Here is a 14,284-nt window from a genome sequence, read left to right as displayed (position 1 = left end):
AGGAGGCCGGTGTGCACCGCCACCGCCACCGCAGAATCCGGCTGTTGGGCCTGGCCGTCGCCCTGATGTCCGTCGTGGCCGTCCCCGGCGCCGCGTGGGCCGACGGGGACGACGGGTCCGAGTTCCGGGCCCCGTCCGAGGCGGAATCCCCGTCCAGGGCCGAATCCCCGTCGCCGTCCCGGTTACCGGCCGGGGCCCCCGGCGCCCCGGTCACCACCGGCGCGATCTTCAACGACCCCGCCGGCACCACCGCCCAGCGGAACAGGATCAGGGACCATGTCGTCTCGCTGGTCGACGGCTCCGCCGCGGGCAGCTCGATCACCCTGTCCCTGTACACCTTCACCGACGACAACGTCCGCAAGGCCCTGATCGCCGCCAAGGACCGAGGCGTCGCCGTCCGGGCGATCCTGGACCGCAAATCGCACGAGACGGTGACCGCCGGCGGTGAGTACGAGAACCTCGCGGCGGCCCTCGGCACCGACCGCGCCCGGCCGTCCTGGGTGATGTCCTGCCCGTCGAACCGCTCGTGCGTCGGCAACCGCACGATCGGCAGCCGCGCCATCAACCACAACAAGTTCTTCCTCTTCTCCCGCACGGGAGGCGTGGAGAACGTCGTCGTCCAGACCTCGGCCAATATGACCGGCACCCAGCGCACCGATCTGTTCAACAACGCCGTGACGATCGCCGACCCCGGTCTCTACGACAACTACGCGGCGTACTTCTCCGACCAGCTGAAGTACGGCGCCTCCGGCTCCGGTCTCGCGACGTACTACCGGACGCCGTCCAGCGCGACCGACCCCGCGTACAAGACGTACTTCTTCCCGCGCCGGGAGACCTCCGGCGCGGACTACCGGAAGGACCCGGCCACCGACACGGTCAAGCTCCTCCTCGACAAGGTCGCCTGCTCGTCCACACAGCACTCCGAGGTGCGGATGGCGGCGAACCTCTTCTATCGCGACCAGATCGCCAGCAAGCTCGTGGCCATGAAGAACGCGGGCTGCCTGGTGTATCTCGCGGGCGACGGCAATCCGAACGGCGGCGGCGCCGGCGTACCGTCGCTGGGCAAGACCGTCACCTCCATCGTCTCCGGCAAGCTCACGCAGCGCGTGGAGTGCTGGGAGGACCCGCCCACGAGCGGGGCGCCGAAGATCGGGCTGCACTCCAAGTACGTGCTGGTGAAGGGTACGTACGAGGGTGTCGCCAACAAGAAGATCGTCTGGACCGGCAGCCACAACTACTCGTGGCAGGCGCTGCGTTCCAATGACGAGACCCTGCTGAAGATCGACAACGCCGCGGTCCACGACCAGTACAAGGCCAACCACGACCAGCTGATGCGGTACTGCGCCGGCACGTGAGGACGCGGGAGAGGGCGGCACCCCGCCCTGGGGTGCCGCCCTCTCCCGCTCGCCGACCGGTGCCGCGCTACTCGGTCTTGATGGCCGTCAGCATGTTCAGCTTCGCGGCGCTGCGCGCCGGCCACAGCGCGGCCAGCACCCCCACCAGACCGGCCAGCACCAGGAAGAGCCCGATCCGGTCCCACGGGATGACCAGCGCGTAACCAGGGATCTCGCCCTTGATGGTCTGGCCGATCGCCCAGGCCAGGAAGGACCCGAGCCCCACGCCGATCACCGCGCCGAAGAGCGAGATGACGACGGCCTCCAGCCGGATCATCCGCTTGACCTTGCGCCGGTCCAGACCGATGGCCCGCAGCATGCCGATCTCCTGCTGACGCTCGAAGACGGACATCGCCAGCGTGTTGACGACCCCCAGGATCGCGATGATCAGGGCCATCGCCAGCAGGCCGTACATGATGTTCAGCAGGGTGTTGATCATGCCGCCGAACTCGTTCCTGATGTCCTGCTGGTCCATCACGGTGATCGCGGGGTTCTTGCCCAGCGAGTCCACCAGCGCCTGTTCGTTCGCGGCGCTCGCGCCGCCGTCCATCTTCACCCACACCTCGGGGATGTACGGCTTGGGCTCATGCGCGGCGGCCAGCTCGGTCGACATCAGCACCGGCGAGAGGAACTCGGTCTTCTTGTAGGTGGCGCCGACCTTCAGCTCGCCCTTCTTCTTGTCGCTGAAGGTGACCGGCAGCGTGTCACCGACCTTCCAGCCGTTGGACTTCGCGGTGTCCTCGGCCACCGCGATCCCGCCCTGGGCGAGCGTGTCCATCGAGCCGGAGACCGAGGCGATGTTGATGACCTTCTCGATGTCCCCGGGGGTGACCGCGGAGGCGTAGCGGAATTCGCCCTTGATCTCCAGCGTGGCGGACTGCTGCGGAGAGACCGCGCTCACGCCGGGCGCCTTCTCCAGTGCGGTCAGCGCGGTCTGGTCCAGATCGCCCGCGGCCGCCATCGTCACCATGTAGTCGGCCTTGATGTTGTCCGTGGTCATCTTGTCCACGGCCTGGCCGATGGTGACGCCGAGCACCGTCAGTCCGGTGACCAGCGTGAGCCCGATGGCCAGCGCGGAGGCGGTGGCGCCGGTACGCCGCGGATTGCGGACCGCGTTCAGCCCGGCCAGCTTGCCGGACACCCCGAACACCCGGTGCAGCAGCGGCCGTACCAGCGCGATGACCGGACGCGACAGCAGCGGGATCAGCACGATGATGCCGACCATCGCCAGGAACGCGCCGGCGCCGATGAGCATCCGGCCGTCGGAACCGGCCGCGGCGCCCGCGACGATCCCGGCGGAGCCGAGCAGGGCCAGCGCGCCGCCGATGGAGTTGCGTACGACGAGCGACTTGGTGGTGGCCACGCCGTGCACGCTGTTCATCGCGGCCACCGGCGGGATCTTCGCGGCCCGGCGGGCGGGCAGCCAGGCGGCGAACAGCGTGATCAGCACGCCGACACCGAAGGCCGCGCCGACCGCGGTCGGCGAGATCACCAGCGCGCCCGCGGGCACCCTCGCGCCCGTCATGCCCATCACGGAACGGAGCGCGACGGCGAGCCCGATACCGAGGACGAAGCCGATCGCGGAGGCGATCGCGCCGACCACCGCGGCCTCGGCCAGCACCGAGCGCTTGACCTGGCGGCGGGTGGCGCCTACCGCGCGCAGCAGCGCCAGTTCCTTGGTGCGCTGGGCGACCAGCATGGTGAACGTGTTGGAGATCAGGAAGACACCGACGAAGAGCGCGATGGCGGCGAAGGCCAGCAGCATCTGGTTGAGGCTTTCGAGGCTCGTCTTGATCTGGGCCGCCTGGTCGGAGGCGAGCTGCTTGCCGGTCTGCGCCTCGGCGTTCTCCGGCAGCAGCGGCTTGACCTGGTCCAGGATCCGGCTGTCGGAGGCACCGGCCGCGGCGGTGATCGTGAGATCGTTGTAGAAGCCGGGCTCCAGATAGAGCTTCTGCGCGACGGCGGTGTCGAAGAGGACCAGACTGCCGCCCGCGTTGACCTCACCGTCGTCGGTGGTGAAGACACCGGTGAGGGTGTACTCCTTCACCGGCCCGTTGGTGGCGACCCGTACCGGCTCGCCGACCGTGTACTTCCCCTTGGTGGCCGTCGCCTTGTCGAGCGCGATCTCACCGTCCTTGGTGGGCCCCGAGCCCTCGGTGAAGGCGTAGGAGGCGTCCTTGCCGTCCTTGCCCGGCGCGAAGTTGGAGCCGGTGTTGGCCCAGCCGTTGCCGATCAGCTTGCCGTCGGGGTCGGCGACCCCGGCGAAGCCGCTGACCCGGCCGGTGACGGAGGTGACCCCGTCCAGGCCCTCGATCTTGCCGACGGTCTCCTGGCTGACCCCGGGGGTCGACTTCTCCGCGCCGGCCTCGCCGGAGTCGCGGTGGTCGTACGAGGTGACGCCGACGGCGACGTCCTTGTAGCTCTTGGCCGACTGGTTCTGGAAGGCGTTGCCGAGGGTGTCGGTGAAGACCAGGGTGCCGGAGACGAAGGCGACGCCGAGCATGACGGCGAGGACGGTCATCAGCAGCCTGGCCTTGTGCGCGAGCACGGTGCGCAAGGCGGTACGGAACATGGTGGAAGTCCTGGTGAGGGTGGGCGGAGAGGGCAGGCCGAACGGACGGGCCGACACGACGGACCGGACCGAGGGGGCGGAAAGCGGGGCCGACTTCCGGTGCGTCAGCGCGCGTGGGCCGCGTACGGGTCAAGGAGCACGCACGGGAGAAGCACCACGTACGGGTTAACGGTCACGTACGGGTTCTACGGGTCGTACGGGTGACGGGCCGGGGGCCGCGTACGGGCGGAACGGAGCCGGCGGAGCGTCAGCTCGTACGGCCCTTGGCGTCGAAGGCCTTCATCCGGTCGAGCACCCCGTCGGCGCTCGGGTGCAGCATCTCGTCGACGATCCGGCCGTCGGCGAGGAAGATGACGCGGTCCGCGTAGGAGGCGGCGGCCGGATCGTGCGTCACCATCACGACGGTCTGGCCCAGTTCACGTACGGAGTTGCGCAGGAAGCCCAGCACCTCGGCGCCGGAGCGCGAGTCCAGGTTTCCGGTCGGCTCGTCACCGAAGATGATCTCGGGCTGGGAGGCCAGCGCGCGGGCGACGGCCACGCGCTGCTGCTGACCGCCGGAGAGCTGGGTGGGCCGGTGGCCGAGCCGGTCGGCGAGCCCGATCATCGAGATCACCTGGTCCAGCCACTGCTTGTCGGGCTTGCGGCCCGCGATGTCCATCGGGAGCGTGATGTTCTCCAGGGCGGTCAGGGTCGGCAGCAGGTTGAACGCCTGGAAGATGAAGCCGATCTTGTCCCGGCGCAACTGCGTGAGCTGCTTGTCCTTGAGGGTCGACAACTCGGTCTCACCGAGCTGTACGGAGCCGCTGCTGAAGCTGTCGAGGCCGGCCACGCAGTGCATCAGCGTGGACTTGCCGGAGCCGGACGGGCCCATGATCGCGGTGAACTCTCCCTGCCGGAAGTCCACGGAGACGCGGTCGAGGGCGACCACCTGGGTCTCGCCCAGTCCGTAGACCTTCGACAGATCGGAGGCGCGGGCGGCCACGGCGGTTGCGCGGTGGGCGAGCGAGGTGGTGGTCACGGGAGGACTCTCCTGTCGGTGCGCTGTGGGGACTTCTCCATCCTCATGGCGGGAGGAGCGCGAGTCGTCCGCCGCGGTAACCGTTCCCGGGGCCGTCTTGGGTCTGACCGCCGGGCCGCGCCCTCCTCCTCGGGTATGACACGACCCCTGAGACAGGTCCGCCGTGAGTCGTCTCCGGGCCGCACGCAGGCGGCGACGATGCTGAATGCGTGACCGGGCGGCGACTTTTCGTCATTCCTGTACGCCTCGGTCGGAGATGACCACCCGCGCCCGGCATGTGCGGATGGCTCGTTACGTGCCCTGACGCACCCTCAGACGTCAATAAAATAAGACAACATCGGGTAGCCGCTCGGCTGTTCGAGTGGTGTGCCCCGATAGGCTCCTGTGCCAACGCGGCGTCGCGCGCCTTGCCCGGATGGTGGAATGCAGACACGGCGAGCTTAAACCTCGCTGCCCCTCGGGGGCGTGCCGGTTCAAGTCCGGCTCCGGGCACATCACCGGCGAAGGCCGGACGGCCGGCGCCGGTGGAGCGCCGGTCTGGGAGCGCTCCGGTGTGATGAGAGCACTTCGATGTGACGAGACGCACCCTCCGGACGTCACGATCCTGGAAAGATCCTCCCCGAGCACTAGGGCGTACGCTTTGCGCTCCCATTACTCTTGTCGCAAGGCCGCGCAGGGCGGCCATGGAGGAGTGAGATGAGGAGCAGTAACCCGGTCTTCTCGCGACGGGGCTTCAGCCGCGACAACGGCCACGCGGGCTTCAACGCGGCGCCGCAGGCCGGGGGCCCCGCTGTAGGAACCAGCCCGTACGCGACGAACCCGTACGCCACCAACCCCTATGCCCCGCAGCAGGGTACCCAGCCCGGCGGCCCGCAGGCGCCCGCGCGCCCCGACGTCATGACGATCGACGACGTCGTGAGCCGTACCGGCATGACGCTGGGCACGGTCGTGCTCACCGCCGTCCTGTCGTGGGTCCTGCTCCCGGTGGACCCCGCCAACCTCGGCAAGTCGTACGGCATCGCGATCGGTGCCGCGCTGGTGGCGATGGTCCTCTCGCTGATCCAGTCCTTCAAGCGCAAGCCGACGCCCGCGCTGATCCTGGCGTACGCCGCCTTCGAGGGTGTCTTCCTCGGTGTGATCAGCTCCGCGGTGAGCACGTACCTCTCGCCCGGTGTGGTCGTCCAGGCGGTCATGGGCACGATGGCGGTCTTCGCCGGTGTGCTGTTCGCCTACAAGATGCGCTGGATCCGGGTCACCCGGCGCTTCTACGGTTTCGTGATGGCCGCCGCCATGGGCTTCGTGCTCCTGATGGTTGCCAACCTGCTCTTCAGCGTCTTCGGCGGCGGTGACGGCCTCGGCTTCCGCAGCGGCGGCCTGGGCATCATCTTCGGCATCGTCGGGATCATCCTCGGCGCCTGCTTCCTCGCGCTCGACTTCAAGCAGGTCGAGGACGGCGTCGCGTACGGCGCTCCGCGCGAGGAGTCGTGGCTCGCGGCCTTCGGTCTCACGCTGACGCTGGTGTGGATCTACCTGGAGATGCTGCGGCTGCTGTCGATCCTCCAAGGCAACGACTGACGCAGCACGGCCGGCGCTGTCGGCCGAGCAGCCACGAAGGGGTCCGCGGGCACTGTGCCCGCGGACCCCTTCCGCTGTGCCGGACCGTCAGGCCGGGTCAGAGCAGGCGGCGGGCCGCCCGCCGCAGGTCGTATTCGTGGATGATCGCCTTCGCGTGTCCGTACGCGAGGTTGTGCTCGCTCCTCAGCCAGCTGACCTTCTCCTCGAAGCGGAGGAGGGCCGGACCTTCCTCGACCGCGCGAAGCCAGTCGGAGATCTCTCTGCCGGTGCAATGAGGGATACGGGAGAGCATGTTGCGATGGGTCTCTTCGGAGAAGACAAGGGACATCGGCGCCTCCGGACGCTTTGCGCGTACTGGTCCTTCACGCCACCGTGCCTGAGCGTTCGTCTGTTGGCAACAGTCCGGGACGGGCGCTGTCCGGGGGCGTAAGGTCGCGGGGTGCTCGATACAACCCCGCTCACGGCCGCAGTGGACCGATTCGCCGACCGGCTGCGCGCAGCCCCGCAGAGCCGCCTCCAGCGCGGCGCCGCCGCCGAGGCACTGGCGCTGGCCAGGGAACTCTCCGTACGGGCCCAGCGGCTCGACGCCCCCGGCGAGGAGCCCCGGATCATGCCGGACTCGGGCGTCTTCGTGGTCGCGGACCAACTCACGGTCGCGGCCGGGGATCTGGCGGAGGCATTGCGAACGGCCCCGTCCGTGGCGGAGCTGGACGAGGCCGTGAGGTGGGTGGAGCGGGCGGCGGCGCGAGCCGCGCTCTGAGGCGCGCCCTGCCCGCGGACAGGACCTAGAGGGACGCGATGACGCGGTCCGCGAGGATGTAGACGTGCTCACCGCCGCACGAGAAGGTCAGGGCGTACGCGCCGGAGACTCCGGAGCCGCCCAGCAGGAACGGGGCCTCGCCCTCCCGCAGCGCCCCGGCGAGCCGCTCGGCGGTCTCGCGGTGGCCCGGGGTCATGCAGAGCGTCGTGCCGTCGGCGAAGACATAGACGTCGAGGGTGCCCAGCGGGCCGGGACGGACGTCCGCGAGCGCCGTACCGGTCTCCGCGAGTTCGTCGAGCCGCGACACCGTGCGCTCATGGTCGGTGACGACGGGGGTGTGCACCGGTACGAAGTCCGGGTGCGAGGGGTGCCGGCGACGGGCGGCGGCCAGCTCGGCGGAGTCCTCGGTGAACTCACCGGCCTCACCCACCCCGCTCACCTCACTGACCTCGGTCAGCTCCGGGTAGTCGGCGAAGTCGTCGAGTGCGTCGGCGGCGTCGAGGTCCAGCGCCTCCAGCCCGGCGAAGTCCACCTGGCGGGGCACGTAGTACGGGCTCTCCTCGGTGCCGAAGCCGGGCAGCCCGCCCAGCAGCGACGGGGTGTCGGCGGCGTCACGGGCCTCCTGGGCGGCCCAGAAGGCGCGCGCCTCGGCCAGCTCGCGCTCGCGCTCCTCGGCGAGGGCCTCGGCGACGGCGGTCCGTATGTCGTCGGCGTGGGTGGCGCTTCTGGCCTGCGGTACGGCCGCGGTGAAGTCGCCCGGGGCCGACGCGGCCAGTTCACCGCGCAGCGCGCTGACCTGCCGGCGCAGCCCGTGGGCGGCGTGCAGGGCGGCGGCGCCCACGGCCGTGGCGGTGGCTGTGGTCAGCAGCAGGGCAAGAGACATGGCGCTCACTGACTACTCCCGATTCCGATCGATACCCCCGACTTCCTACCTCAGCTTGTCGAAGGCGAGAGCCGCCCGTCAGTGCATTACGTCACGAATTGGACAGGTCTTTGGGCCTTATGTTTACCCCGAATGCGGCCCTGACCTGGGCAAAGGAATCTCCCCCGGAGGTAGGTCACATCCTGGGGGAGATTCAGTCACAACTGGGGATCGACGGGGTTGAGGTGCGCTTATCCGACTCGCGCGACTACTCTCCGCTATAAATCGGCCCGGTCCGCTTCAGCTCAGGCGCTCGATGACCATGGCCATGCCCTGGCCGCCGCCTACGCACATCGTCTCCAGTCCGAACTGCTTGTCGTGGAACTGGAGGCTGTTGATCAGCGTGCCGGTGATCCGCGCGCCGGTCATGCCGAAGGGGTGGCCGACGGCGATGGCGCCGCCGTTGACGTTCAGCTTCTCCAGCGGGACGCCCAGGTCCCGGTAGGACGGGATGACCTGGGCGGCGAACGCCTCGTTGATCTCGACCAGATCGATGTCGTCGATGGTCAGCCCGGCGCGGGAGAGCGCCTGGCGGGACGCCTCGACCGGGCCGTATCCCATGATCTCCGGCGACAGGCCGGTGACGCCGGTGGAGACGATCCGCGCCAGCGGGGTCAGACCCAGCTCGCGCGCCTTCGTGTCGGACATGATCACGAGCGCCGCCGCGCCGTCGTTGAGCGGGCAGCAGTTGCCGGCCGTCACCAGGCCATCGGGGCGGAAGACGGGCTTGAGGCCCTGGACGCCCTCCATCGTGACGCCCGCGCGCGGCCCGTCGTCCTTCGCCACGACCGTGCCGTCCGGGGTCGTCACGGGCGTGATCTCGCGCTCCCAGAAGCCGTTCTTGATGGCTTCCTCGGCGAGGTTCTGGGACCGTACGCCGAACTCGTCCATGTCCTGGCGGGTGACGCCCTTGAGGCGGGCCAGATTCTCGGCGGTCTGGCCCATCGCGATATAGGCGTCCGGGACCAGGCCGTCCTGGCGCGGGTCGTGCCAGCCGGCGCCCGTGCTCTGCGCGACCTCGGCGGTGCGGGCCTCGGCGTCCGCGAAGAGCGGGTTGTGCGTGCCCGGCATGCCGTCCGAGGAGCCGTTCACCGAGCGCGAGACCATCTCGACCCCGGCCGAGATGAAGACGTCGCCCTCGCCCGCCTTGATGGCGTGCAGCGCCATCCGGGAGGTCTGGAGGGACGAGGAGCAGTAGCGGGTGATGGTGCAGCCGGGGAGGTGGTCCATGCCCAGCTGTACGGCGACGATCCGGCCGAGGTTGTGGCCCTGCTCGCCGCCGGGCAGGCCGCAGCCGAGCATCAGGTCGTCGATGTCGCGCGGGTCGAGCTCGGGGACCTTGGCGAGCGCGGCCTCGATGATCACGGCGGTCAGGTCGTCGGGCCGCAGTTCCTTGAGCGAGCCCTTGAAGGCCCGGCCGATGGGGGAACGGGCGGCAGAGACGATCACGGCTTCGGGCATCACGGCTCCATGAGGACTGAGGGTTGAGGACTGAGCGTTGACGGGTGAGGGCTGACGGGCGGGAGGGCAGGTCTGTCTGGGAAGTTACCCGCACGTAGCGCCGGGGGCACCGGGCGGGACATGTGATGCGGACCTCTCTTTCCAAGCGCTTGCTCACCATTCTTGCTCACTGCGCTTGCTCAAGGGCGGCAGGAGACCGGCCCCCGGTCTTATGCCTCCCGGCCCACCTGCCGGGTCTCCTCGGCGCCTGGAGGCACGTCCGGGGGTACGTCCGGGGGTACGTCCTGAGGGACCGCTCCCGGCGGTACGGCCCCCGCCGGGGTCGCTTCGGCCGCTGTCGGCAGACGGCGGCGGCGACGGTGCTTCAGCAGGGCCCACGGGGCACGGGCGCCGGTGACCTCGGTGCCCGCCTGGGCCGCCGCCGCCGAGGCGGCCTTCGCCACCGGCAGCATGTCCTCGTCGCGGGTCGCGTCGAGGTGGTCCGTCTCCGGCCACAGATTGAGCACCGCGCACAGCGTGGGCAGGACCGCCATCGCGGCCGTCGCGTACCCCTCGGCCGACGGGTGGTAGTTGTCCGGACCGAACAGCTCCCGCGGGTTCGCCGCGAACTCCGGGCCCAGCAGATCGCCCAGCGAGACCGTACGGGCCCCCTGCTCGACCGCCACGATCGTCTGGGCGGCGGCCAGCTGCCGGCTCACCCGGCGCGCCACCCAGCGCAACGGCTGGTACACCGGCTCGATCGTGCCGAGATCCGGGCAGGTGCCGACGACCACCTCCGCCCCGGCCGTACGCAGCCGCCGTACCGCCGCCGCGAGACACCGCACCGACTCGGTCGCGGGCAGCCGGTGCGTGACGTCATTCGCGCCGATCATGATCACGCAGACGTCCGGGACCCGGGCCGTGTCCGACAGCAGCAGGGTCACCTGCCGGTCCAGATCGTCCGACCTGGCCCCGGGCAGCGCCACATTCCACAGATCCACGGGGCGCTCGGCGACCGCGGCGAGCCCGGAGGCGAGCAGCGCCCCCGGGGTCTGTCCCGCCCGCCGTACGCCCTGTCCCGCCGCGGTGGAGTCGCCGAGCATGCCCATGCGCAGCGGCTCCGTGTGCCCGTAGGCCAGTCCGTACCATCCGTCGCCGCTGGGCGGTACGGGGGCGATCCCGCCGCCCACCGACCGCTTCGCCAGCTGGACCTCCGCCAGCAGCACTCCGACGCCCGCCGCTCCCAGCAGACCGATACTGCCGCCGCCGTAGGCCGCACCCGCGGCGATCCGCCGCGCCACCCTCGCCCTCGACACAGTCCGAGCCACCTCCTCCAAGCCGCCGTACGCACGAGTACGTGTGCGTACACCAGCTAACTGCCCCGTAAGGACTGTCGCCCAATCTCGCTCGTGTGCGCATACGCTGGCCGCACCATCACGGAGACCCCGGAGACAACGGTGCAATTCCACGACTCGATGATCAGTCTGGTTGGCAATACCCCGCTGCTGAAGCTGACCAGCGTGACCGAAGGCATTCAGGCGACAGTCCTGGCCAAGGTCGAATACTTCAACCCCGGCGGTTCGGTGAAGGACCGGATCGCCCTGCGCATGATCGAGGCCGCCGAGGAGAGCGGGGAGCTCAAGCCCGGCGGCACGATCGTCGAACCGACGAGCGGCAACACCGGCGTCGGCCTCGCCATCGTGGCCCAGCGCAAGGGCTACAAGTGCGTCTTCGTCTGCCCCGACAAGGTCTCCACGGACAAGATCAATGTGCTCCGGGCCTACGGCGCCGAGGTCGTCGTCTGCCCGACGGCCGTCGATCCCGATCACCCCGACTCGTACTACAACGTCTCCGACCGGCTGGTCCGTGAGACGCCGGGGGCCTGGAAGCCGGACCAGTACAGCAACCCGAACAACCCGCGCTCGCACTACGAGACGACCGGTCCCGAGCTGTGGAAGCAGACGGACGGGAAGATCACCCACTTCGTCGCGGGCGTCGGCACGGGCGGCACCATCAGCGGAACCGGCCGCTTCCTCAAGGAGGCCAGCGGCGGGCGCGTACGGATCGTGGGCGCGGACCCGGAGGGATCGGTCTACTCGGGCGGTTCCGGGCGGCCCTATCTGGTCGAGGGCGTCGGTGAGGACTTCTGGCCGACGGCGTACGACCGTACGGTCACGGACGAGATCATCGCCGTGTCCGACAAGGACTCCTTCCAGATGACCCGGCGCCTCGCCAAGGAGGAGGGCCTGCTCGTCGGCGGCTCCTGCGGCATGGCGGTCGTGGCCGCGCTGAAGGTCGCCGAGGGGCTCGGCCCGGACGATGTCGTGGTCGTTCTGCTGCCGGACAGCGGCCGGGGCTATCTCAGCAAGATCTTCAACGACGAGTGGATGAACGACTACGGCTTCCTGGAGCAGGGCGGCGACGCGGCGAGCGTCGCTGACGTCCTGCGGCACAAGGAGGGCGCCATCCCCAAGCTCGTCCATATGCACCCGGAGGAGACGGTCGGCGAGGCCATCGAGGTCCTGCGGGAGTACGGCGTCTCACAGATGCCGATCGTGAAGCCGGGCGCCGGGCACCCGGACGTGATGGCCGCGGAGGTCATCGGTTCGGTCGTGGAGCGGGAGCTGCTGGACGCGCTGTTCACCCGGCGCGCCTCGCTCGGTGACCCGCTGGAGAAGCACATGTCCTCCCCGCTGCCGCAGGTGGGCTCCGGCGAGCCGGTGGCCGATCTGATGGCCGCCCTGAGCGGTTCGAACGGCTCCGACGCCGCGATCGTGCTGGTGGAGGGCAAGCCGACAGGCGTCGTGAGCAGGCAGGATCTGCTGGCGTATCTCTCGAAGGACGTGAAGTAGCGCCGGGGACCGGCCGCCGGGAGCCGCGACGGCGCGGGTTCGCGAAAGTGGTACGAGCGCGACACGTCAGCGCAGCACCGGCTTAACACGCGTCCGGCACATTGGTCGTTGTCGGCGTCAAGGACCTCCGGAGCGGCTCCCGGACCTCCATGGACGCCTGGACACGGAACCGGCCCTGACCCGGGACGTGTCCCTCGCGGGGACCGCCGTCGTCCCGCCCCCCGGTAACGGGGGTGCGGCGGTCCCCGCGACTACTTCTTTCGCGTGGTACTCCGCTTTCGCGTGGTACTCCGCCCGGCGGGGGCCGCCCCCCGTCATTCCTCCCAGTCGGAGGCCTCACGCCGCTTCCGGCCGGGCCAGGGCCAGCCGCGCGCGGCATGCACCGCGTTCACCGCGACGATGCCCAGCCAGCAGACGACCAGCCCCTTGAATCCGGCGTTCACCACGGCTATCGCGGTCAGCGGAATGGCGAGGACCAGCGAGACGACGCCGAACCCGAAGCGCTCGCCGAACCCCGCCCCGGCGCCGGCCGGACGCGGGCCGCCGCCACGGGCGGCCACCATCTGCTGCTCGGCGAGCCGCCGCCGGACATGACGGTCGGTCATCCCGTCCATGCGCTGCTCCACCTTTTCGAGGAACGATTCGATCAGTGCGGGCTCGTAGTCCGCCCCCAGCTCGTTACGGGCCTGAAGGGTGGCGTCGAGCTCCTTCTTGAGCTCAGGGTCGCGGGCTTCCATAACGGCCACGGTACGAAGCGGGACGTCCTCCGCGCATTGGGGCTAGCCCCCGTTTTACCCTGCGGACTTCCTCAGGCCGTGGTCCTCCGCCCAGGCGTTCGCGACATCCTCCGGGTCCTTCTTGTCCTTGTCCACCTGGCGGTTGAGCTCTGTCAGGGCCTCGGTCGTCAGGGCGTTGCCCAGCCGGGCCAGCGCCTTGCGCACGGTGGAGTCGGCCTTGCGGTCGGCGATCAGCGGGACGATGTGCTGGCCGGGGATGAGGTTCTTGGGGTCGGTGAGGACCACCCAGCCCTCGGCGGCGATGTCCGTGTCCGTGGTGAAGAGATTGGCGACATCCACATCGCCCTTCTTCAGCGCGCCCTTGACCAGCGGTCCCGAGGAGTCCAGCGACTTGAACTCCTTGAACTCCACGCCGTACACGTCCTTGAGCCCGACGACGCCCACGACCCGCTTCTTCACCTCGGGCGCCGCGCCGATGACCAGCTTCCCGTTCTGCTTCTTCAGGTCGGCCAGCGTACTGAGGCCGAACCTGTCGGCCGTCTCGCGGGTGACGGCGAACGCGTCGGAGTCCTCGGCCTTGCCGTACGGGAGGATCTGGAGGCCCGCGGGGAGGACGACGGCGAGGGCGTTCTGCATCTCGCCCTCCTCGGTGGCGGTCGCCTTCGGGTCGAGGTAGTGCAGCAGCGCCCCCTGGTACTCGGGGAGCAGATCGATGTCGCCGCCCTTGAGCGCCGGGATGAGGATCTCGCGGGTGCCGAGGTTGGGGCGTACCTTCGTCTTCACCCCGGCGGCGCCGAGCACGGCCGCGTAGAGGTAGCCGAGGATCTGGTTCTCGGTGAAGTTGGCGGTGCCGATGGTGATGCCGTCCGCGCTGGAGCCGTTTCCGCTTCCGCCGCCGCTGCCCTGGCCGTCGAGGGAGGTGATCCCGCTGCTGCACGCGGCGAGCGCGGGGACGGAGGCCGCGGCGAACAGCCCGCCGAGGATCCTGCGCCGGTTCATCGGTGAGTTCATGGG

At 69.8% G+C, this 14,284-nt stretch carries 12 protein-coding genes and 1 tRNA gene; 5 read left to right on the top strand and 8 right to left on the bottom strand.

Annotated features, from left to right (window positions below):
* Positions 1-11 precede the first annotated feature (11 nt).
* Positions 12-1,355, top strand: a complete 1,344-nt coding sequence (locus tag IF11_RS0109470; RefSeq protein ID WP_051745738.1) for a phospholipase D-like domain-containing protein — start codon at positions 12-14, stop codon at positions 1,353-1,355.
* A gap of 67 nt (positions 1,356-1,422) precedes the next feature.
* Here the strand turns inward: IF11_RS0109470 and IF11_RS0109465 are convergent, their stop codons facing one another.
* Together IF11_RS0109465 and IF11_RS0109460 are read right to left on the bottom strand one after the other, a co-directional pair.
* Entirely contained in the window at positions 1,423-3,966 is a 2,544-nt protein-coding gene (locus tag IF11_RS0109465) for an ABC transporter permease (protein ID WP_030351040.1), read from the bottom strand.
* 247 nt (positions 3,967-4,213) lie between these two features.
* A complete protein-coding gene (locus IF11_RS0109460; protein ID WP_030351039.1) occupies positions 4,214-4,984 on the bottom strand; it encodes an ABC transporter ATP-binding protein in 771 nt (256 codons plus the stop codon).
* A gap of 409 nt (positions 4,985-5,393) precedes the next feature.
* Here IF11_RS0109460 and IF11_RS0109455 point away from each other — a divergent pair.
* Positions 5,394-5,476, top strand: a tRNA-Leu gene (locus IF11_RS0109455).
* A 204-nt stretch (positions 5,477-5,680) separates the two neighbouring features.
* Complete coding sequence (locus tag IF11_RS0109450) at positions 5,681-6,559, top strand: Bax inhibitor-1/YccA family protein (protein WP_030351038.1); 879 nt, start codon at positions 5,681-5,683, stop codon at positions 6,557-6,559.
* A 97-nt stretch (positions 6,560-6,656) separates the two neighbouring features.
* Here IF11_RS0109450 and IF11_RS0109445 read toward each other — a convergent pair whose 3' ends face one another.
* On the bottom strand, positions 6,657-6,887 hold the full coding sequence (locus tag IF11_RS0109445) for a DUF4287 domain-containing protein (protein ID WP_030351037.1): 231 nt from the start codon (positions 6,885-6,887) through the stop codon (positions 6,657-6,659).
* A gap of 111 nt (positions 6,888-6,998) precedes the next feature.
* Between IF11_RS0109445 and IF11_RS0109440 the strand changes: the two genes are divergently transcribed.
* Positions 6,999-7,319, top strand: coding sequence for a hypothetical protein (locus IF11_RS0109440; RefSeq protein ID WP_030351036.1), 321 nt, complete (start codon positions 6,999-7,001; stop codon positions 7,317-7,319).
* 25 nt (positions 7,320-7,344) lie between these two features.
* Here the strand turns inward: IF11_RS0109440 and IF11_RS0109435 are convergent, their stop codons facing one another.
* From IF11_RS0109435 to IF11_RS0109425, 3 genes are all read right to left on the bottom strand, one after another.
* Positions 7,345-8,202, bottom strand: a complete 858-nt coding sequence (locus IF11_RS0109435; RefSeq protein ID WP_030351035.1) for a hypothetical protein — start codon at positions 8,200-8,202, stop codon at positions 7,345-7,347.
* A gap of 279 nt (positions 8,203-8,481) precedes the next feature.
* Entirely contained in the window at positions 8,482-9,702 is a 1,221-nt protein-coding gene (locus tag IF11_RS0109430; RefSeq protein WP_030351034.1) for an acetyl-CoA C-acetyltransferase, read from the bottom strand.
* A 209-nt stretch (positions 9,703-9,911) separates the two neighbouring features.
* Complete coding sequence (locus IF11_RS0109425; RefSeq protein ID WP_078490579.1) at positions 9,912-10,982, bottom strand: SGNH/GDSL hydrolase family protein; 1,071 nt, start codon at positions 10,980-10,982, stop codon at positions 9,912-9,914.
* Between the two features lie 156 nt (positions 10,983-11,138).
* On the opposite strand from IF11_RS0109425, the gene IF11_RS0109420 reads away from it, so the two are divergent.
* Complete coding sequence (locus tag IF11_RS0109420) at positions 11,139-12,533, top strand: cystathionine beta-synthase (RefSeq protein WP_030351032.1); 1,395 nt, start codon at positions 11,139-11,141, stop codon at positions 12,531-12,533.
* A gap of 314 nt (positions 12,534-12,847) precedes the next feature.
* Here IF11_RS0109420 and IF11_RS0109415 read toward each other — a convergent pair whose 3' ends face one another.
* Together IF11_RS0109415 and IF11_RS0109410 are read right to left on the bottom strand one after the other, a co-directional pair.
* Positions 12,848-13,270 (bottom strand): hypothetical protein, encoded by a 423-nt coding sequence (locus tag IF11_RS0109415; protein WP_030351031.1) that lies wholly within the window; start codon positions 13,268-13,270, stop codon positions 12,848-12,850.
* Positions 13,271-13,324: 54 nt separating this feature from the next.
* Positions 13,325-14,269 carry an ABC transporter substrate-binding protein gene (locus tag IF11_RS0109410; RefSeq protein ID WP_030351030.1) on the bottom strand — a complete coding sequence of 315 codons (945 nt, stop codon included), beginning with the start codon at positions 14,267-14,269 and terminating at the stop codon, positions 13,325-13,327.
* Positions 14,270-14,284: the final 15 nt, after the last annotated feature.

Origin of the sequence: Streptomyces scopuliridis RB72, from assembly GCF_000718095.1 — a bacterium.
Taxonomy (GTDB): Bacteria; Actinomycetota; Actinomycetes; order Streptomycetales; family Streptomycetaceae; genus Streptomyces; species Streptomyces scopuliridis.
Note: the sequence above shows the minus strand (reverse complement) of the source record. Positions and strands in the feature narration are given on the sequence as shown.